This window comes from Arcobacter sp. CECT 8985 (assembly GCF_004116495.1).
Lineage (GTDB): Bacteria > Campylobacterota > Campylobacteria > Campylobacterales > Arcobacteraceae > Malaciobacter.
Genome location: NZ_PDKC01000039.1, coordinates 1 through 19,698 on the forward strand (window position 1 = coordinate 1; position 19,698 = coordinate 19,698).

Annotated in this window: 22 protein-coding genes and 1 pseudogene; 6 read left to right on the top strand and 17 right to left on the bottom strand. The window is 26.7% G+C overall.

Features of this window, described 5'->3' with window-relative positions; all coding sequences use genetic code 11:
- The first annotated feature begins 139 nt into the window (after window positions 1-139).
- Complete coding sequence (locus CRU93_RS12530) at window positions 140-709, top strand: hypothetical protein (RefSeq protein WP_258238927.1); 570 nt, start codon at window positions 140-142, stop codon at window positions 707-709.
- Between the two features lie 10 nt (window positions 710-719).
- Here the strand turns inward: CRU93_RS12530 and CRU93_RS12535 are convergent, their stop codons facing one another.
- From CRU93_RS12535 to folD, 5 genes are all read right to left on the bottom strand, one after another.
- Window positions 720-1,958 (bottom strand): HD domain-containing protein, encoded by a 1,239-nt coding sequence (locus tag CRU93_RS12535; protein ID WP_129104540.1) that lies wholly within the window; start codon window positions 1,956-1,958, stop codon window positions 720-722.
- Window positions 1,945-2,067, bottom strand: coding sequence for a hypothetical protein (locus tag CRU93_RS14370; protein ID WP_258238928.1), 123 nt, complete (start codon window positions 2,065-2,067; stop codon window positions 1,945-1,947). Before CRU93_RS14370 ends, CRU93_RS12535 begins: the two co-directional genes overlap by 14 nt.
- 143 nt (window positions 2,068-2,210) lie before the next feature.
- Entirely contained in the window at window positions 2,211-2,648 is a 438-nt protein-coding gene (gene rpiB, locus CRU93_RS12540) for a ribose 5-phosphate isomerase B (RefSeq protein WP_129104541.1), read from the bottom strand.
- On the bottom strand, window positions 2,648-3,433 hold the full coding sequence (lepB, locus tag CRU93_RS12545; protein WP_129104542.1) for a signal peptidase I: 786 nt from the start codon (window positions 3,431-3,433) through the stop codon (window positions 2,648-2,650). Before lepB ends, rpiB begins: the two co-directional genes overlap by 1 nt.
- Window positions 3,426-4,295 carry a bifunctional methylenetetrahydrofolate dehydrogenase/methenyltetrahydrofolate cyclohydrolase FolD gene (gene folD, locus CRU93_RS12550; RefSeq protein WP_129104543.1) on the bottom strand — a complete coding sequence of 290 codons (870 nt, stop codon included), beginning with the start codon at window positions 4,293-4,295 and terminating at the stop codon, window positions 3,426-3,428. Before folD ends, lepB begins: the two co-directional genes overlap by 8 nt.
- Window positions 4,296-4,369: 74 nt before the next feature.
- On the opposite strand from folD, the gene CRU93_RS12555 reads away from it, so the two are divergent.
- The 5 genes from CRU93_RS12555 (at window position 4,370) to CRU93_RS12575 (ending at window position 7,427) form a co-directional block, all read left to right on the top strand.
- Complete coding sequence (locus tag CRU93_RS12555; RefSeq protein ID WP_375153652.1) at window positions 4,370-4,723, top strand: cytochrome C oxidase subunit III; 354 nt, start codon at window positions 4,370-4,372, stop codon at window positions 4,721-4,723.
- 64 nt (window positions 4,724-4,787) lie between these two features.
- On the top strand, window positions 4,788-5,324 hold the full coding sequence (locus tag CRU93_RS12560) for a 50S ribosomal protein L25/general stress protein Ctc (RefSeq protein WP_129104544.1): 537 nt from the start codon (window positions 4,788-4,790) through the stop codon (window positions 5,322-5,324).
- A gap of 6 nt (window positions 5,325-5,330) precedes the next feature.
- Window positions 5,331-5,888, top strand: a complete 558-nt coding sequence (gene pth / locus CRU93_RS12565; protein ID WP_129104545.1) for an aminoacyl-tRNA hydrolase — start codon at window positions 5,331-5,333, stop codon at window positions 5,886-5,888.
- Between the two features lies 1 nt (window position 5,889).
- Window positions 5,890-6,957 (top strand): LptF/LptG family permease, encoded by a 1,068-nt coding sequence (locus CRU93_RS12570; protein ID WP_129104546.1) that lies wholly within the window; start codon window positions 5,890-5,892, stop codon window positions 6,955-6,957.
- A gap of 17 nt (window positions 6,958-6,974) precedes the next feature.
- Window positions 6,975-7,427 carry an NUDIX domain-containing protein gene (locus CRU93_RS12575; protein ID WP_129104547.1) on the top strand — a complete coding sequence of 151 codons (453 nt, stop codon included), beginning with the start codon at window positions 6,975-6,977 and terminating at the stop codon, window positions 7,425-7,427.
- Here the strand turns inward: CRU93_RS12575 and CRU93_RS12580 are convergent.
- From CRU93_RS12580 to glyA, 12 genes and pseudogenes are all read right to left on the bottom strand, one after another.
- The gene (locus CRU93_RS12580) at window positions 7,390-8,652 is read right to left on the bottom strand and encodes an N-acetylmuramoyl-L-alanine amidase (RefSeq protein WP_129104548.1); all 1,263 of its coding nucleotides are present in this window, start codon (window positions 8,650-8,652) and stop codon (window positions 7,390-7,392) included. The genes CRU93_RS12575 and CRU93_RS12580 overlap by 38 nt on opposite strands.
- Before the next feature lie 92 nt (window positions 8,653-8,744).
- On the bottom strand, window positions 8,745-9,818 hold the full coding sequence (locus tag CRU93_RS12585; RefSeq protein WP_129104549.1) for a nitronate monooxygenase: 1,074 nt from the start codon (window positions 9,816-9,818) through the stop codon (window positions 8,745-8,747).
- Window positions 9,819-9,828: 10 nt separating this feature from the next.
- The gene (gene tyrS / locus CRU93_RS12590) at window positions 9,829-11,037 is read right to left on the bottom strand and encodes a tyrosine--tRNA ligase (RefSeq protein WP_129104550.1); all 1,209 of its coding nucleotides are present in this window, start codon (window positions 11,035-11,037) and stop codon (window positions 9,829-9,831) included.
- A 23-nt stretch (window positions 11,038-11,060) separates the two neighbouring features.
- Window positions 11,061-13,211 (bottom strand): bifunctional (p)ppGpp synthetase/guanosine-3',5'-bis(diphosphate) 3'-pyrophosphohydrolase, encoded by a 2,151-nt coding sequence (locus CRU93_RS12595; RefSeq protein WP_129104551.1) that lies wholly within the window; start codon window positions 13,209-13,211, stop codon window positions 11,061-11,063.
- Between the two features lie 43 nt (window positions 13,212-13,254).
- Window positions 13,255-13,476: a DNA-directed RNA polymerase subunit omega gene (locus CRU93_RS12600; protein ID WP_129104552.1), complete on the bottom strand. Its 222-nt coding sequence runs from the start codon at window positions 13,474-13,476 to the stop codon at window positions 13,255-13,257.
- Window positions 13,477-13,486: 10 nt separating this feature from the next.
- A complete protein-coding gene (gene pyrH, locus CRU93_RS12605; protein ID WP_129104553.1) occupies window positions 13,487-14,194 on the bottom strand; it encodes a UMP kinase in 708 nt (235 codons plus the stop codon).
- A gap of 66 nt (window positions 14,195-14,260) precedes the next feature.
- Window positions 14,261-15,328 carry an ATP-binding protein gene (locus CRU93_RS12610; RefSeq protein ID WP_129104554.1) on the bottom strand — a complete coding sequence of 356 codons (1,068 nt, stop codon included), beginning with the start codon at window positions 15,326-15,328 and terminating at the stop codon, window positions 14,261-14,263.
- Window positions 15,328-16,251, bottom strand: coding sequence for a 4-hydroxythreonine-4-phosphate dehydrogenase (pdxA, locus tag CRU93_RS12615; RefSeq protein WP_129104555.1), 924 nt, complete (start codon window positions 16,249-16,251; stop codon window positions 15,328-15,330). The genes CRU93_RS12610 and pdxA overlap by 1 nt, the downstream gene beginning before the upstream one ends.
- Entirely contained in the window at window positions 16,248-17,027 is a 780-nt protein-coding gene (locus tag CRU93_RS12620; protein ID WP_129104556.1) for a pyridoxine 5'-phosphate synthase, read from the bottom strand. Before CRU93_RS12620 ends, pdxA begins: the two co-directional genes overlap by 4 nt.
- 84 nt (window positions 17,028-17,111) lie before the next feature.
- Window positions 17,112-18,521, bottom strand: coding sequence for an anthranilate synthase component I family protein (locus CRU93_RS12625; protein WP_129104557.1), 1,410 nt, complete (start codon window positions 18,519-18,521; stop codon window positions 17,112-17,114).
- A 12-nt stretch (window positions 18,522-18,533) separates the two neighbouring features.
- On the bottom strand, window positions 18,534-19,433 hold the full coding sequence (locus tag CRU93_RS12630; protein ID WP_129104558.1) for an SPOR domain-containing protein: 900 nt from the start codon (window positions 19,431-19,433) through the stop codon (window positions 18,534-18,536).
- A 14-nt stretch (window positions 19,434-19,447) separates the two neighbouring features.
- A pseudogene (gene glyA, locus CRU93_RS12635) lies at window positions 19,448-19,698 on the bottom strand (serine hydroxymethyltransferase); the annotation flags it as partial.

Below are 19,698 nucleotides of genomic sequence, written 5' to 3' on the forward strand. Positions count from 1 at the left end.
CTTATAAATACCTTTTTTGTATTATAATTATAATTCTGTTACAAATTAATACACAAAAGGATACAAAATAAAAGAAGAACCCGACATAATTAGACAAGAATCAATTGATATTATAATAGATAATTTAAAATATTTAGGAATGGTAGTACTAATTTTTCTAATTGTTAACTTAGCATTAAGACTTGATGTAAATTACTTAGTTACATATACAAGTGAAAAATCTTTTACAGAAGTATCACAACTTATTTTTATTGTATTTACAATATTTATTTTTGCAAGAACTACAATAAAAAGAAAAGATTTAAGACATGGACTTGCATTAATAACTGGATTTTTTGTAGTTATTTTAATAAGAGAACTAGATTCTACATTTGATATGGTTTATCATGGTTTTTGGAAAGTACCTGCAGTTACAGTTTTTTTAATAACAATATTTTATACATTTAAAAAATTTGCTGTTGGTGTAAATGAGTTTGCAATAGTTTTAAAAGAAAAAGCTATGAAAATGATGATTTGTTCTGTTATGATACTTTTTGTACATTCAAGATTATTTGGTATGAAAGTTTTTTGGAAAGATGTACTTCATGAAAGTTATATATATCAAGTAAAAGTTATTGCAGAAGAAGGAACAGAATTATTGGCATATGGACTTATTGCATATGCAGCATATTTAATCTGTAAAAGTTTAAATAAAAAAGTTATTGATTAGACTTTTAAGTCTAATCAAAATCAAAGTCAAGAACAGATTGTGTTTGACCTGTGCTCCCAAACTCTTCATCTATTTGTTTTGCTATTTGTTTAAAATCAATGCCTTCAACACTTTTTAGAGTTTTAAAAATGTGTTTTTTCCCTGTTTGCAGTTCTTTTGATTTTATTCCATGGGATATTGAAAGGCTAGCTTCAATAAAAGCAGATAGTTTATCACACTGTTTTAAAGCTTTTCCATCTATTGCATTATATTTATTAAGATTATAATCTTTTATTTTTTCAACTATTTCAATTTTATTTTTATATTTAATTCTATCTAAAAATTCATCTTTTTTATTATCTTCATATAATCCTAAAAGATATGAAAATTCATCTTTTAAATTATCTGGGATATAAGGTAAAATATCATCTTCAATTTTAATTATTTCATACTCTGAAATAATATTTGATAGTTCATCTACACTGTATTTTACTGGTGAAATTATATCTTTAGTTAATGCTTCAGGTAAATCATGAAATAGTGCAGTATAAAAGTTATTTTCAAGTCTTTTATCACAAGCATCAACATCTTTTGAATAAAAATATGCAAAAAGTGCAACTGTTAACATATGACCTAAAACTGAAGTTTCTGGTATTCTTGGTGTTTGTGCCCATCTTTTTTGAAATCTTAATCTACCACTTAAATCTATAATTCTTGATAATTTTTTATTTAATGATATTTTTCTAACACCTATTAATTCATAATAATCTTCAATTTCATCTTCAACACTTCTTTTTACATTTTCTATATCAGTTAAAAATTTGGAAGTTTGATATACAATTGAAAATTCCCATTTTGTAGCTAAGTATGATGCTGCTTTTAATATAAATCTCTCTTTTTTATACATATTTGAATCAGTTAAATACTCTTCGAATTTTTTTAAAAAGTTTCCATTTTGAATTGGTTCTAAGGACTCTTTTAATTTTTCAATTACCCAAGAGTTAATCTCTTTTGATTTTTTTTGTAAAGCTTTTCTAAAGACATCTGGTCTAATATCAGTTACTACAATTCTTCTTAAAAACTCAAAAATTCCAGCTTCTATAAGGTGTGTAAAATTTACATCATCTTCAAGTTTTGCAATAAAAAATGCTATTATAAATTTGTGTGCTTGTTTATCAAGTTCAACTAACTCGACCATTCTTGGATAGTCATTCCATCGTTGAATTGAAGCTGAAGAGAATATATAATCAATAATTTTAGGATTTATCATTTTTATCCTTTTTTGAATTATCATTGTCATGAAAAAACATTAGTTTTTTCCCAAGTAGCATGGAAAAAACAATAACTAACATCAATAAATATACTTGCCAATCTTGCATATATTAACCTCTTATATAGTTTATTCATTATGTCATAAGCTATATAAATAGGCCCTTAGAAAAATTATTGTTTTGTGATGTAATAAACTGTAGTGTTTGGGGTAATGTAAAGTAAAAGAAAATTTCTTTTACTTTACAATTTATTATTTTCCTAATGCATTGATTTTTTCAACTCTTCCTTCGTGTCTACCACCTTGGAAAGTTGCATTATCCCATGCATCAATTATTGATTCAATCATTCCATAACCAGTTACTCTTTCTCCCAGACAAATAACATTTGCATCATTGTGTTCTCTTGCCATTTTTGCAGAGTATTCGTTATGACATAAAGCAGCTCTAATTCCATCAAATTTATTTGCAGACATTGACATACCAATACCAGAACCACAAATTAAAATGCCTTTAGAATTTTTATCTTTTAGAACTTCTTCACAAACTTTTTCAGCAAAGTCTGGATAATCAACTCTATCATTGTTAAAAGTTCCTAAGTCAATAACTTCATGACCTTTTTTTTCAAACAACTCTTTAACATATGTTTTAATATTAATTCCAGCATGATCTGCACCAATAAAATATTTCATTAATATATCCCCTTTTCATGATTAATTTCTATTTTTTTACCAATTAAATCTTTTTCTATTGATTCCACTTTTCTAAAAACTCTATCCCATCTAATTTTTTTATTTTTGTCCCAAGAAAAATATATAAACCAAGGTTTTCCTACAATATATTTGTATTTAACTGTTCCCCAAAATCTTGAATCATTTGAATGGTCTCTATTATCTCCCATCATAAAATATTCACCTTTTGGAACTTGCACAGGAAGCATATTAAATAATTTTGCAGGTGCAAGTCCATTATTTACTACACTTGGGTCGTGGTGAATTCCTGGATGTTTTCTTTGGTAAGGATTTATTACCCAAAGTTTATCTTCAACTTCTATAATTTGATCTTTTGAATAATTTTTTCTAACATAATCATTTCCTTCACTTGGGTGTAAAAGTAAATTTTTATTTTGAATTAAAACTAAATCTCCTCCAGTAGCCACACATCTTTTTACATAGTGAACTTTATCATTATGTGGATATCTAAATACAACAATATCACCACGTTGTGGCTTATCTCCTTCTATTAGGTGTCCATTGCCATTGAAATCTGGTAAGATAGGAACTTCTAGCCAAGGAATTCTAGGAACAGGAATACCATAAGAGAATTTTTTTACAAATAACATATCTCCAATTAATAGCGAGTTTTTCATACTTCCACTTGGAATTACAAAAGCTTGTGCTATAAAAAAAATTATTACTAATACAATAATTACAGTACCAGTCCAAGAACTGGCCCAATTATAAGCTTTTTTAATCATTTAGTTTTTTTTCTCTTTCTTCTCTTATTTTTGCAGCTTTAATAGTATTAACTAAAAGCATTGCAATAGTCATCGGACCAACTCCACCTGGAACTGGTGTAATGTATGAACATTTTTTTGAAACATTTTCAAAATCAACATCACCAACTAATTTTCCATTTTCAAGTCTATTAATACCAATATCAATAACAATTGCACCATCTTTTACCATATCTTCTGTAATTAAATTAACTTTACCAACACCAACACAAATGATATCTGCATTTAATGTATGTTCTTTTAGATTTTTAGTATAAATATGACATGTGGTAACCGTAGCATTTGCATTTAATAAAAGTGTACCCATAGGTTTACCTACAATATTACTTGCTCCTACAACACATACATTTTTACCTTCTGGATTAATTTTATACTCTTCTAGTAATCTCATAACTCCATATGGTGTTGCTGGTATAAAAGAATCTAAACCTAAATTCATCCTTCCTGCATTGTAAGCATGAAATCCATCAACATCTTTTTCAGGAGCAATTGCTTCAAGTATTGCATTTGTATCGATATGTTTTGGAAGTGGTAGTTGTACTAATATTCCATCAATATTTGGATTTCTATTCATCATTGCTAAAATTTCTAATATTTTATCTTGAGAAATTGTTTCTGGCATTTCATGCACAATAGAGTAAATTCCAGCTTGTTTACAAGCTTTGCTTTTCATATTAACATATGCTGCACTAGCTGGGTCTGAACCAACTAAAACAACAGCAAGTCCTGGTGTTATACTCTTTTTAGTTTGAAGCTCAATAACATCAGCTTTAACCTCTTCTTTTATTTTATTAGATAGTCCTTTTCCATCAAGTATTGTCATGGCAGATAAACCTTATATTTGTTTTAATTTTAGGTTGATATAATACCAAAAACAATTTTACACAAAGGTTAATTTTGAAGTTTATAGCTTTTATAGCTTTATTTACTGTATCTTGCTTATTTGCAACTAATGATGATAACTCTTTTATTACAAAATATGAATATGGTGCTATGTTATATAAAAATCCAAGGGGAATAGGGTGTAACAAATGCCATGGAAATGGGAAAAATGAAATTATACTTGCAAAATACAGAAATAAAAAAGGAGAATTAAAATATATAAAAGTTCCTCCTATAAGCAAAGTATCTTTTGAAGACTTCAAAGCAAAGCTAAAATCAGATAAAACAGAATCACTCATTATGCCAACATATTTTTTGACAGATAATGAATTGGATTCTTTATATTTTTATATACAAAAGTTAAAGTAATAAGGCTAAATTAATATTAACTTAAGTATAATGCGCAACTTAATTTAAAACAAAGGAAATGTTTATGTTAGAGGGTATCGCAAGAAATAGTATAACAAAACAAGAAACTAAATCTTTAAGAAGAGATGGTTACTTAATTGCTAATATCTATGGTAAAGGTTTAGAAAACGTTAATGCAGCATTCAAAACGAATGAATTTGTTAGAGCTTTAAAAACAAAAGAAACACTTGCATTTGATGTATCTGTTGATGGAACTATTTATAAAGTTGTTGTACAAGAGTATCAAAAATGTCCAATTACTTCAGATTTAATACATGTAGATTTAATGGTTGCACAACCAGGTGTTAGAACTACTTATAATATTCCTGTTAAAACTGTTGGTACACCAATTGGTTTAAAAAATAAAGGTCTGTTTATTTTCCATAAAAAAAGAGTAGCTGTTAAAACTACTTTAGAAAATTTACCAGAAAACTTTACTTTAAATGTTGATAACTTAGATGTTGGTCACAATATTTTAGTTAGAGATTTAGAATTAGCTGAAGGTGTAGAGTGTTTCTTAGATCCAAGAGTACCAATTGTTGGTGTAATTAAAGCTAAGTAATATAATATGTCTTTGATTGTTGGACTTGGTAATATAGGTGAAAAATATCTTTTAACTAGGCACAACATTGGTTTTATGGTCATTGATGAAATGGCCAGAAACCTAAATACTTCAAATATAAATAAATCAAACTTTAAAGCTGATGTTTTAAAATCTTCATATGATTTATTAGTAAAACCACAAACTTATATGAATTTATCTGGTGATGCAGTAGTTGCCATAAAAAATTATTATAAAATAGAAAATGATGATATAATCGTAATTCATGATGATTTAGATTTACCTTTTGGTTCAATTAAATTTAAAATTGGTGGTGGCCATGGTGGTCATAATGGATTAAAATCAATTGATTCAAATATTGGTAAAGATTATATACGAGTTAGAATAGGAATAGGAAAACCTGAACATAGAGAAGATGTTATAAATTATGTATTAGATAACTTCTCAAAAGAGGAATTAAATAGATTAAAAGATATAATAATACCTCATGCTATAAAAGCAATAGAAGCACTAAAAAGTGGTGAATCTATAAATGAAATAAAATCTAAATATACATTGAAGTAACATGAACATATTAACAAAATATATATTACAAAAATATCTAAAAAGTTTTTTTATTGTTTTAATTTCATTAGAACTATTCTTTGTAGGTATTGACTTTTTTCAAAATGTTAAAAAATTACCTGATTCTGCAAACTTACAATTATTGTATCTTTTTTATAATAGTTTTTTTACACTGACATTAACGTTACCATTATCTTTGGTATTTGGATGGATATTAACTTTAGTTATTTTAATTAAAGGAAATGAATTAGTTGCTTTCACAGCACTTGGTGTTAGTAAGCGTAAAATATATCTTCCTGTATTAAATATTTCATTTTTATTATTGTTAATATTAATAGGACTTCAAGCAACACCTCTTGCCTATTCATATGAACAAAAAAGTAAAATATTAGATGGAGAGTACTTTACAAGTACAAAGTCTGATATATTCTTAAAATATAATGACTATCATATATATTTTCAAAAGTTATTTCCTTTAGAAAAAAGAGCTGAAAATATACATATTTATAAAGTAAAAGATAAAGATTTAGTTGAAAGTATTATTGCAAAAAAAGCGTATTTTCAAAATAATAAATGGTATGTTATTGATGCAAAAATTACAACAAAACCAAAAAATATTAATTTTGAAACTTCAAAAATGGTTGTCAAACATGAAAAGTTTTTGCATACATTAGAAGGGTTTAAACCAAAAATATTAAATAATGTTTATGAATCAAAATCGACATTTTCTATTCTTGATGCATTATCAGCATTAGTTTTATTGAAACAACAAGGAATAAATACTGATAAAATTAGAGCAGCATTGTATTATGAATTAATTGTTTCATTTTTTATTATTCCAATAATGATGTTAGTTTTTGCATATTCTGCACTAAATAGCAGATTTTTTAATATAGGTAAGTTTACTTCTTTATCAATTTTTTTAACTTTAATAGTTTGGGGTATATTCTTTTTACTTCATAAATTTTCTAATAATGGTACATTATCACCAGAAATATCACTATTAGTACCGATGTTTTTATGGTACACTATTTCTTTTATTATATATAAAAGGAAAACATCTTACTAAAAGGAGAATGTGTAGTTATGTCTAACAAGCATGTAAAAGCATATGGTATTGCTTTATATAAGTTAGAAGATCAAAAAATAAAACTTCTATTATGTAAATCAGTTAAAAGTAAAAATAAATGGGGATTTTTGAAAGGTGTTCAACTTGGCAAAGAAAGTGCAAAAGAGTGTGCTAAAAGAGAATTCACTGAAGAATCAAGTATAAAAGTTGAAACTGAATATTTTGAAGAGTATTTTGAACAATTAAATAAAGAAAAAGATATTGGTATTTGGCTTGTAAATAGTAAAAATATAGAAAAATTATATAATTACTTTGATGAAGATGACAAATTATATGACAAGTTTTTATCACTTGAAAATAGTAAAGTTAAATATTTTTCTTTAGATGAATTACCTCATTTTAAAAAGAAGCAAAAAGAACTTATTATTAAAATCAAGGATTTTTTAAAAAATAAGAATCAACACCATTAGCAATTCCCTCTGCTAATATTTTTTGATACTTTTTATTATATAATCTTCGACTTTCCATAGGATTAGAAATATATCCAACTTCAATCAATATTGAAGGCATTTGTGCACCTACTAGTACCCAAAAAGGACCTTCTCTAACTCCACTATCTTCAATGTATTTATAGTGTTTTTTAAGCTGATACAACATGTTTTGTTGTATATCAATTGCAAGTTTATTTGAAGCTGTTATTTTACTTTGATTTAAAACTGTTAAAAAAGAATTTTTTGTAGCATTACTCATGGCTCTTACATCACTACTATTCTCTTTTGCTGCAACTCTTTTAGCTCTTGCACTTCTTGCTGGACTTAAGAAAAATGTTTCAATTCCTTTTACTTCTTTTGCCTTACTTTTTGCAATAGAGTTTGCATGTATTGAAATAAATATATCAGCATTTACTCTATTTGCTTTTTTTGTTCTATTTCTTAAAGTAATGAATTTATCATTTGTTCTTGTTAAATATACTTTGTATCCTCTTCTTTTTAAATGATATGCTAAATCTTTTGCAATTGCTAATACTACATGTTTTTCATATCTTTTATATGGGCCAATAGCTCCAGAGTCTTTCCCTCCATGTCCAGGATCAATTAATACAATTTTTCTTTCATATTTTTCTTTATATGTAACTGTACTTTTTTTACTGGTTGTTTTTATATTAAGAAATTTGATAATAATTCTTTTATTATTGATAATATATATAGGTTTTAATCTATTTTTATCTCTTACTTTTATATGTAATATAGTTTTGTTTTTTTGTATAATGAAGATTTTATCTATACCATTAATAGCTAATTTTGTAGGACGTGCATCTTTAAAATAACCTTTTATATCAAAAAGATATAAATTAGAATACTTTGTTTTATCAATATTATAATCTATGTCTTTTTTTGTAACATGTTTATTAAAATCAATAATAATCATATTTTTTTGTGTATACACTTTTTTTATAGAGTATTTTGAATTACTATTATTTGCAATAATACTTTTTTTTGCATACTCTTTTTCTATTTTTTTCTTTTTTGATATTTTCTTTACAGTTTTAATTTTCTTTTTTGATGATAGTTTTTTTAGTTCTGCTTGGTATTTTTTAGTATCATAACCAAGTTTTTTGCCATAACTAATTATATTTATTAAATGTTTTTTTTCTAAGGCAGTATTATTATTTAATACTGCTCTTAGATAACTCATTCTCTCAGTGTTATATTTTTCACTTAAAGAAGATGCTATTAAATTAAGATTAAATATTATTAAAAAACATAAGAGTACTTTTTTTAAAATAATTACTCTCCCTTTGTTAATTTTTCAATTAATTCATGTACTGATATTAATTTATCTAATCTATATCCATTTGAACCTGTGAAAAATAGTCCTGTATTCATATCTCCTTGATATGCAGCTCCTAATCTATCAGCTATACAATAACCAACTATTTTAGCTTCTTGACCTCTATTACAAGGTGAAACACAGTTTGAAATACAAGCAACTTTTGGTGCTGTATTATTTTTCATTGATTCTTGTAGGTTTGTCATTACTGCACGTGCAGGTAAACCAACAGGTGATTTCATAAGTTTTATATCTTCTTCTTTTGCATCCATTAAAACTTTTTTCATATTCATATCAACATCACACTCAAATGTACCAATAAATCTAGTTGCCATTTGTACACCATCACATCCAAGTGCTAAAAATTTATCAATATCATTTTTATCCCAAATCCCACCTGCTGCAATAATTGGAATATCTCCCCAATTTTTAGCTTCTTCAATAACTGGTCCTACTATATTTTCAAGTTGAAACTCTTCTTGAAAACATTGGTCATAAGTAAAACCTTGATGACCACCAGATTTTGGTCCTTCTACAATAATAGCATCTGGAATTTTTCCAAATCTTTTCCATTTTCTACAAATAAGTTTAAGCGCTCTAGCACTAGATACAATTGGTACTAATGCAACATCAGGGAAATCTTTTGTAAATTCAGGCATATTTGTTGGTAAACCAGCACCTGTAATAATTATATTAATACCAGCTTCGCATGCATCTTTTACAACTCTTCCATAATCATTAATAGCATGTAAAATATTACATGCTAGTGGAGCATCACCACAAATTTTTCTTGCATTTTTTATAATTGTTTTTAATGCATCTTTAGAATAAAAATTTAGTACATCAACTGGTTTGTCTTTTTTTGTTTTTACAGTAAACTCGTCACTTTTATAATAACCAGTTCCTACTGCAGAGATAACACCAAGTGCTCCCTCTTTACTTACAGTGCCAGCTAGTTTGTCCCAACTAATACCTACACCCATTCCACCCTGGATAATTGGATGTTTTATATCATATTTTCCTATTCTCAATACTAGCCCTTTATTTTATTTTTATCTTTGCAAAATTCTTTTTACCTTTTTGTAAAATAAATTCTCCAGTTTTTAAATTAAGTTTTTCATCAGTTACTTTCTCTTGATCAATTTTCACAGCACCCGCTTTTATATCTCTTCTTGCTTGTGAAGTTGACTTTACAAGATTTGCATCAACTAATGCTTGACAAATCCAAGTACCTTCATCCATGTCAAATTCAGGCATATCAGTTGGAATGTCTTTTTGTGCAAAAATTTTCTCAAATTCTGCTTTTGCTATTTCACCAGAACCTTTACCGTGGTATCTTTCTACTATTTCCATTGCAAGATCTTCTTTTACAATTTTTGGATGTAGTGTATTATTTGATACTCCATTTTTCAAATCTTCTATTTCCTGTAAAGATTTTGTTGATAGTAATTCAAAATATCTCCACATTAAATCATCTGAAATTGATAATATTTTACCAAACATATCATTTGCATTATCTGTAACACCAATATAATTTCCTAAAGATTTTGACATTTTCTGTACGCCATCTAAACCTTCTAAAATTGGCATCATTAATACAGCTTGTTGTTTTTTACAATTATAAGCTTTTTGTATAGTTCTTCCCATTAATAAATTAAATTTTTGGTCAGTTCCACCCATTTCAATATCAGTATTCATTGCAACTGAATCATAACCTTGAAGTAATGGATACATAAATTCACTAACTGCAATTGGTGTATTTGAAGCATATCTTTTTGAAAAATCATCTCTTTCTAACATTCTAGCAACTGTTAAATTTGAAGCAAGTGAAATTAAACCACCAGTTCCTAAATCTTTTAACCATTGTGAGTTGAATTTAACTTGTGTTTTTTCTGGGTCTAGTATTTTGAATACTTGTTCTTTATAAGTTTCTGCATTTTCCAAAACTTGTTCAGCACTTAATACTTTTCTAGTTTCACTTTTCCCTGTAGGATCTCCAATAGTTGCAGTAAAATCACCAATTAAAAATTGAACTATTCCTCCAAATTTTTGAAAAGTTGCCATTTTTTGCATTAATACTGTATGACCTAAATGTAAATCTGGTGCAGTTGGATCAAATCCTGCTTTTACATAAAAATTTTCACCTTTTTCATAATAATTTCTAACTAATTTTTCTATTGACTCTATATCAATTATTTCTGCACAACCTCTTTTTATCTCTGCTAGTGCATTTTTAATTTTATCTTCCATTTATCCTCTTTTTATTCTAGTTATTATTTATTATAAGCATCTTTTTTTGAAGTAAATTCAATAACTTTTGCTTTTTGTTCAACGATTTTTCTTACTTCATCAATATTTGAATTATTTATTTCAAATTCTATATCACAATATTGTCTATAAGAGTGTTTTTCTCGTCCATAATCAACACTTAATATATACCCTTCATATTTTGACATATACATTAACAATCTTGCTAATTCACCTTTTGTATTTGCTAAAGATACAACCATTTTATAAGGATATAAAGTATCTTTTGTCCATTTACAAAATAGCATGTGATGTTTTGATTTTATTTTTTTATATGCCTTATCACACATTTTATGGTGTATTATTGCTTTATTTCCACTTTTGAATGCAACAATATCATCTCCAAATTTTGGGTGACAACAGTGGTCAAATGATACTGAATTAATACTAAAATTTGAATATATTAATATATTGTCAAATTTATACATTTTTAATTTACTTGCAAGTATTTTAAATCTAGTTACAAGTCCATGTTCTTTTATTAGTTTTGTTTCAATTTGTTTTTTTATATTTCTTAAAAAATCTAAATTATTTGCAACTTTATGAATAGAAACAAATGGATAAGTTGTTGTTATTTGTTGAGTATATCTATTAAAAATAGTATCAATAATATTTGTACCTGTGTATTCATTTATCTCTTTTTGTCTTTGTGCACAAACAAATTTAATCTGTTTTTTCGCTCTATTTGTTTTTACCATATCAATCCATGAACATCTTGGAATTACATGATCACTTGTTTTTATTGATACAATATCTGAACTTTTTAATTCAGTTAATAAAGGTTTTTTTATTTTATTAATATAACATTCAAAAGCATTTCTACCTACATCAGTATGCACTGCATATGCATAATCATAAGCAGTTGAACCTCTTGGCAAGTTAAAAGTATCTCCATGGGGAGAGTATACAACTATCTCTTCAGAGTATAAGTCATCTTTTGTATCTGCATAAAATTCTTCAACATTTTCATTTGTAAATTCTAATGACTTTAACCAATTTAAATTAGGTCCATTACTCTCTTTACTTTTTGCACCACTTTTATATTTCCAATGAGCAGCAATTCCATACTCTGCAATTTTATGCATTTCAAAAGTTCTAATTTGAATTTCATAAATTTTTGAGTTATAAAATACCGTTGTATGAATTGTTCTATATCCATTTTCTTTAGGAGTTGATACATAATCTTTAAATCTTGATATTAAAGGTTTATATGCTAAGTGTAAATGTCCTAGAACTTTATAACAATCAATTTCTTCTGGAACTAAAACTCTAATAGCTAAAAGGTCTAAAACTTCATCAATTGTTACACCTTTTCTTTGCATTTTCAAGTAAATTGAGTAATGATGTTTAATTCTACTTAGAATCTTAATTTTTGATGCATCATAACCATTTTTTTCTAAAATAATTTTTGTATTTGTAATAAAATTATTAAAAGTTAATTGAATTGCATGTTCATGCTCTTTGATAAAATTATCTATTTTAGAGTACTCTTCTGGATAAATATATTCAAATGCTAAGTCTTCAAGATGATTTTTAAGTGTAGATATACCTAATCTATGTGCGATTGGAACATATACAACTAAAGTCTCTTCTGCAATTCTTTTTTGTTTTTGTTCACTTAAAGCACTTAACGTTAGCATATTATGAAATCTATCACAAAGTTTTACAAGTAATACTCTTACATCATCAATAGAAGCAATTAGCATTTTTCTAAATGTCATTGCTGATGATACAGTTCTTGAATCTGATAATGAAGATGAAAATTCATGTTCTCTAATTTCTACAATTTTTGTAAGACCATCTACCATATGAGCGATGTCTTCACCCCAGTTATTTTTCACAAAGTTTAAATCATATTTTGTGTCTTCTACTATATCATGTAATAAAGAAGTTGCAATAACTGCTTCGTCTTGACTAAAATTAGAGATGATTGTTGCTACAAGAATAGGGTGTACTACATAAGGTTCACCACTTTTTCTAAATTGATCTTCATGGGCTTTTATACAAAAATCAATTATTTCTTTTAGCTTGGGAGTTAGTTCTACATTTTTTTTTAGTTCATTTATAGCATCATCAACTCTATTAATGCTTTGAATTTTTTCTATAAATGGATCCATATTATCTCAATAAAGAAATTATAAAAGCGTTAGCTTTTATAATTTAATCTTCTTTATCAACTAAACCGTCAATAACTAATAATCCATTTGCAATCTCATCAATTGCAATATCAGTATATTTCATGTTTTGTGTATTTTGTTCTAATAAAGGCTTTGCACCTCTACTTAATTCATCAGCTCTTTGCCCAACAGCAATTGATAAAATATATCTATCGTTGTTTACTTTTTCTAAAGCTTTAGACATTCTTTCTTCTAATCTTAACATTCACAATCCTTTATTTTACAATTGAGCATCTAGTAAAATCACCATTTATGATTTTTAATAGATTACCTTTTTCATTCATATTTGCTACAACAATTGGTAGTTTGTTGTCTTTTGCTAATGCAATAGCTGTGTCATCCATAACTTTAATATGATCTTCCAACGCATCATCATAAGTTAATGTTTCAAGTTTTACTGCATCTGCATATTTCATTGGATCTTTATTATAAACACCATCTACTTTTGTAGCTTTTATAAGCATAGATGCATTAATTTCAGTTGCTCTTAAAGTAGCAGCTGTATCAGTTGTAAAGTATGGGTTTCCTGTACCTGCACTAAAAATTACAACTCTATTTTTCTCAAAATGTCTAATTGCTTTTCTAACAATAAAAGATTCTGCAATTTGTTCCATTTTAATAGCAGTTTGTAATCTTGCACTTAAACCCTTGTGTTCAAGGGCTTCTTGCATAGCAACACCGTTGATTACTGTTGCTAACATTCCCATATAATCTGCACTAGTTCTTTTAATAATACCATCAGCAGCAGCTGTTACACCCCTAATAATATTACCACCACCAATAACGATACCAACTTCAATACCATTATCTACTAAATTTTTGATTTCATCTGCGATATAGTCCAAAATTTGAGTATCTATACCGTAACCTTCTTCACCAGCTAACGCTTCACCAGAAAATTTAACAAGTACTCTTTTATTCATCGATTTCCTTTAAGAATTTCGTGATTATAGCTAAAAAAAAATTAATAGTGATTTAAGAAAAATTATTTAACTAACTGCCCATTCAAAAAAAGGTAAAACTTCGACTTCAATTTTATCTACATTAAATTTCTCATTGTAACCAACAGTAACAATATCTACTTTTTCAAGCTCTAAATCTTTAACAGTTTTATTTATTTTTTTTACTATTGTATTTTTTAATAATGGATTAAAAAAAGGAATTGACAAAATTGCATATTTTTCTTCTTCTATATAAAAATCGATGTTATCTGTGTAGTAAATATCCTTGTACGTAGCTTGTAATTGTAAAAAAACCATATTAGTAAATTCATTTTTGAACTTTTTAGCATGGGTTATTGCATTTAAAAAAGCATGGTTATAAGAGTATATCTTTTTTACAGCCTTTTCTTGCTTATATTTTGGTAAAAAATATACTAATCCAGAATTTTCATATATTTTAACAACTTCATAAAACTTATCTTTTGAAATTTTCATGTTATTTTTTAGTGTATTAAAAAGTTGAAAAAGTGATTTTTTTTCATCAATATTTAAAAATAAAATTTTTAAAATTCGTTCAAATGTCTCATCTTTTGTATAAAGCCTAAGAATTTCTTGTAATCTTTTCTCTTTATTATACTCTTCAAGATTTACAACACCTGGCATATTTCCATATTTTAAAAAGTTATTAAATGCTTGCGTTGCTGTATGATATCTATTTTCATGTAATAAGTATTCTTCGAAGTCCAAAGGTTTTACTTGCATTAATTCAAAACCATCGATATTAACGCAATTATGTGAAGAAATAATTATACTTTGACATTCTGGTATATTAAAAGAAAAGTCAAAGTTTTCTAAAACCAATACTTTAATACTGTTTTTTATTATAAACTCGTCAAGATAAATCTTTATTTCTTCTATGTCATTTCTAAAATCATTAAAATCTATATAAATATAATCTTTTGTATCAAAATTTGATAAATAATCATAAATTAAATATGTTTTTCCACATTTGGGAGCACCATAAACAAAAGTTTTAGGTGCTGATATTTTTGCTTTTCTTTCCAAAAAAACAATTTTTGAAAAATCAAGTTCATAGCAAACTTCAAGTGTTTTCATTATCTATTATTTACTAGTGAAATTGCCTCTTTAATGGCATTTATATAACTTTTGTTATTTACTTTTACATTTTTATAAGCAATATCAAAAGCCGTTCCATGATCAACTGATGTTCTAATAATTGGTAAATTAAGACTTACATTTATACTTTCATCAAAATATAAAGCTTTTAAAGGAGCTAATCCTTGGTCGTGATACATACAAACAAAATATTTGCAATTTTTTCTGTTTGCTTTTGAAAAAGCAGTATCTGGAACAATTGGTCCTTTAAAAATATCTTTTTTTAATATTTTATTAGCATTTTTAATTGCTTTGAAAATTTCTACTTCTTCATTACCCAAAACGCCATTATCACTTGCATGGGGATTTAATCCTAATACTTGTATATTATCTTGCTTTACATTTTTGTAAAAATCACAAAGAAAAGTTGTTAAACTTTTTTCATTTATTCTTTTGGCAACTTTTTTTAATGCAATATGTTCAGTAAATAAACCTACAAATAGTTTTTTACATCCAAGCATCATAATTGCATTTTCCCCAAAGTATCTTCTTAAAACTTCTGTGTGACCTTTGAATTCAATATTTGCTTTATTCCAAGACTCTTTATTTATAGGAAGTGTTACTACTGCATCTGTAGTGTGTTCATTCGTTAATTTAATTGCATCAATAAATGAATCATATGAAAACTTCCCACTTTTTTTAGATACTTGTCCTGGCTTAATTTCAAATTCACCTTTAGTTTTATGTATATTAAAATCATTTGGTATGTCAATATTTAAAAGTTTAGAACCTTGTGCTAATAGTTTCTTATTAATACAATAAATAGGATTACAAAACTTCTTTATTTTTTCATGGCTTTGTAGTGCAATTTGTAATCCAATTCCATTTAAATCACCAATTGATATTGCTATATTTGGTTTCATTTTATTAACTCTTTCATATCTAATATTGCTTGATATAATCCGCTAAATACCGATCTTGCTATTATACTTTGACCAATATTTAATTCGCTAATTGATTTTATTTTTGAAATCTTTCTTACATTTTGATAATTAAGTCCATGACCTGCTGCAACTTTTAACTTAAGTTCAACTGCAGTGTTTGCAGCTTTTTTTATTTGCTTTTTTGACTCATTAAGTTTTTGTTTTAGTTGTTCTCTTGAAATTTCAAGTTCTTTTATACTATGGTGCGTATTTGATAAATTTCCATATAACATTGCAAATATATTTGCAAAAGTTCCAGTATGAAGTTCTACCCAATGTGCTTGTAATTTTGAACTTAATTCTATCATCTCTTTTGTAGGATCAATAAATAGTGAAACTTCTATTTCATTTTCAATAAGTTTTTTTATAGCTTTTTGTACTTTTTTGTAGTTTGATTTCAAATCTAAACCACCTTCAGTTGTAACTTCTTGTCTATTTTCAGGAACTAAAGTTGCTCTTTGAGGTTTTAATTTGCAAACAATATCAATAATTTCTTCATTAATTGAGCACTCTAAATTTACTGGTAAAGTTGAAGTCTCAATTATTCTTCTTGCGTCTTCATCGTGGATATGTCTTCTATCTTCTCTTAGGTGAATAGTAATTTGATCTGCATTCGCAAGTTTACAAATTCCTAAAGCATCTAGTGGATTTGGATCGTTAATTTTTCTAGCTTCTCTTAATACAGCAATATGGTCTATATTTACACCAAGTAACACAATATATCCTTTAATTTATTTTAAAAGTATGTTATCTAATATTTGATTTTATAAGAATAAAGTAAGAGAGTAAAAGAGTTACTTTTAAGATAACTCTTTTAGTGTTGAGATATTAGCTGCAAGCTTATTTTGTACTTCAAGGTATTCAAGTTCATTAACAGAATCAGCAACAATACCTGCACCTGCTTGGAATACAACTTTGTCTTCAGTTAATAATGTTGTTCTAATTGTAATTGCACTATCCATATTTCCATCAAATCCAAAATATGCAATACTTCCACTATAAAAACTTCTTTTTATACCTTCAAATTGTGCAATTAAATCCATTGCTCTAATCTTTGGTGCACCTGTCATAGTTCCTGCAGTGAATGTAGCTGCAAATAAATCAAACATATCATGTTCTTCATCAATTACTGCTTCTACATCTGAAACCATGTGCATAACATGAGAATATTTTTCAACTCTCATTAAATCTGTAACTTTAACAGTTCCAGCCTTTGCTACTCTTCCCACATCATTTCTACCTAAATCAACAAGCATAATATGTTCTGCTTTTTCTTTAGTATCATTTAACATCTCTTTTTCAAGTTCAAGGTCTCTATTGATGTTTTTACCTCTTTTTCTTGTACCTGCAATTGGTCTAAGTAAAATATTCCCATCAACTAATTTAACCATAACTTCAGGTGAACTTCCTGCAATTGAAAAATCTTCATATTTTAAATAGAATAGATATGGACTTGGATTTTTACTTCTTAATGCTCTATAAAAACTTAAATGATCAACTTTTGCTTTTTGAATAAATCTATTTGACATAAGAAGTTGAAATACATCTCCACTTGTAATCATCTTTTTTGCTTTTTCTACCATTTCAAAAAATTGCTCTTTTGTATAGTTGAATTTTCCCTCATCCAATAAAACAGCTTTTTTTAAAGGAGTATAAGTATATGGAGTGTATAACTCTTTTTCTATTTTTTCTAGCTCATCTTTTTTTGATTCAAGGGAAGTAACTATCACAAGTTTTGATGTTTTGTGTGAAAAACCTAAAATGATTTTAGGTCTTATTAAATCTACATCAGCAATATCAAGTTGATCTTCTAAATTAGCCATTGATTTTTTAAGTGTTGGTTCAAACTCTTTTACTACATCAAAACCTACACTTCCTATAAATCCATCAATAAGTCCGATTCCTAACTCATTTGCTTTATCTTTAAATATATGTTTATCAAATTTTTTATAATATTTTTGAAGATATTTTAAAGGATTTGATTCTACTTCTTTAATATCTCCTTGTTCATTTTTATGGAAACATTTACTATTTTTATACCAAATTCTTTCTCTATCACCAATAATAATGAAAGAGTAGTTACCTTCACTTGAGTTAACTGTACTTTCAAATAAAAATGTAATTTCATTTTTATAAAGTTTTTCCATTTTTTCATAAATAGAAACGGGTGTAAATTGGTCTAAAAATAATTCTTTTGAATAAAATGTCATATTGAGTGCCCTTTAAAATCTTAGTATAAATGCACTTGAAATATTTAATTTTCTTTTTATATTAGGCATATTATTTTCTGCTGATGCTCTACTATTAAAAGGACCAATTAATACTTTATTATATATTTTTCCATTTACATTTACTTTATAAATTGTATATTTAAAACCATTAGATTTGATTTTTTCTAAATATTTTTTTGCTGGTTGTTTTGAAAATGCACCAACTTGTACATAAGTACCATTTGGTTTTGAACTAACTTTTGGTGTACTTCTTTTTGTAGTTTTTGCTTTTTGAACAGTTTTCGGTTTTTGTATTTTTTTAACTACAGGTTCTTTTTGAACTTTTGTTTCTTCTTTTACATTAAAAACATCTGGTTTAGTCTCTTCTTCTTTAACTTTTTTTTCTTTTTTTTCTAAAGAATCAATACTTAACTCTTCATCTGTTTTTTGTTGTGTTTGTGCATTTTGAGTTTGTTCTTTGATATTTTTTAATTTTTCATCTATTATTTTTTGATACTGTTTTTCAATATTATCATTTTCCAAAACTTGTTCTTCTTGTTTTGTTGGTTCATTAGAAAATGATTTATCCTCTTTTTTTGGACTATTTAAAAGACGAATAATTACTATTGTCAATAAAAAAAGTATAATTAAAACTAAACCTAAGATTAGATATTTCTTTTTATTTGTCTCATTTGCTGTTGGTGTTGGAGTTCCATTTAACATGATGTCTCCTAGTTCACCATTAGACGAAATATCAACTTTAACAGAATCATCTTCATAGGCCTCTTTTGCTTTTGAGGCATTTGCTGATAACTCTTCTTGTTTTTTTAATTGAGACAGTCTTTGTTCTAACTCTTCAGTCTCTTGCTTCTCTTGCACTTTTTTTAAAAAATCTTCGCCTTTTATTTCCATATCACATCCTTATTTTAGTAAGTAGATTGAGAGTAAATAACAAAGTTAGAAGCAAGTTCTTCAAGTTCTTTGTTAACGCTAGCTTGAAGATCACTATTTTCAATGTCATCTAAAACATCACAAATTTTATTAGCAATGAATTCAAACTCTTTTTCTTTCATTCCTCTAGCAGTTAAAGCAGGACTTCCTATTCTAATACCAGAAGTAACAAATGGAGATCTTGTTTCACCAGGAACTGTATTTTTATTAACTGTAATACCTGCAT

Bases quoted from the DNA above. Each gene is read 5' to 3' on its own strand.
- CRU93_RS12560 (WP_129104544.1), top strand. From the start codon at position 4,788: ATGTTAGAGGGTATCGCAAGAAATAGTATAACAAAACAAGAAACTAAA.
- folD (WP_129104543.1), bottom strand. From the start codon at position 4,295: ATGACAATACTTGATGGAAAAGGACTATCTAATAAAATAAAAGAAGAG.
- CRU93_RS12530 (WP_258238927.1), top strand. From the start codon at position 140: ATGGTAGTACTAATTTTTCTAATTGTTAACTTAGCATTAAGACTTGAT.
- rpiB (WP_129104541.1), bottom strand. From the start codon at position 2,648: ATGAAATATTTTATTGGTGCAGATCATGCTGGAATTAATATTAAAACA.
- CRU93_RS12570 (WP_129104546.1), top strand. From the start codon at position 5,890: ATGAACATATTAACAAAATATATATTACAAAAATATCTAAAAAGTTTT.
- CRU93_RS12575 (WP_129104547.1), top strand. From the start codon at position 6,975: ATGTCTAACAAGCATGTAAAAGCATATGGTATTGCTTTATATAAGTTA.
- CRU93_RS14370 (WP_258238928.1), bottom strand. From the start codon at position 2,067: ATGCAAGATTGGCAAGTATATTTATTGATGTTAGTTATTGTTTTTTCC.
- lepB (WP_129104542.1), bottom strand. From the start codon at position 3,433: ATGATTAAAAAAGCTTATAATTGGGCCAGTTCTTGGACTGGTACTGTA.
- CRU93_RS12580 (WP_129104548.1), bottom strand. From the start codon at position 8,652: ATGAGTTATCTAAGAGCAGTATTAAATAATAATACTGCCTTAGAAAAA.
- CRU93_RS12535 (WP_129104540.1), bottom strand. From the start codon at position 1,958: ATGATAAATCCTAAAATTATTGATTATATATTCTCTTCAGCTTCAATT.
- CRU93_RS12630 (WP_129104558.1), bottom strand. From the start codon at position 19,433: ATGGAAATAAAAGGCGAAGATTTTTTAAAAAAAGTGCAAGAGAAGCAA.
- tyrS (WP_129104550.1), bottom strand. From the start codon at position 11,037: ATGGAAGATAAAATTAAAAATGCACTAGCAGAGATAAAAAGAGGTTGT.
- pdxA (WP_129104555.1), bottom strand. From the start codon at position 16,251: ATGAAACCAAATATAGCAATATCAATTGGTGATTTAAATGGAATTGGA.
- CRU93_RS12625 (WP_129104557.1), bottom strand. From the start codon at position 18,521: ATGACATTTTATTCAAAAGAATTATTTTTAGACCAATTTACACCCGTT.
- pyrH (WP_129104553.1), bottom strand. From the start codon at position 14,194: ATGAATAAAAGAGTACTTGTTAAATTTTCTGGTGAAGCGTTAGCTGGT.
- CRU93_RS12610 (WP_129104554.1), bottom strand. From the start codon at position 15,328: ATGAAAACACTTGAAGTTTGCTATGAACTTGATTTTTCAAAAATTGTT.
- pth (WP_129104545.1), top strand. From the start codon at position 5,331: ATGTCTTTGATTGTTGGACTTGGTAATATAGGTGAAAAATATCTTTTA.
- CRU93_RS12595 (WP_129104551.1), bottom strand. From the start codon at position 13,211: ATGGATCCATTTATAGAAAAAATTCAAAGCATTAATAGAGTTGATGAT.
- CRU93_RS12600 (WP_129104552.1), bottom strand. From the start codon at position 13,476: ATGTTAAGATTAGAAGAAAGAATGTCTAAAGCTTTAGAAAAAGTAAAC.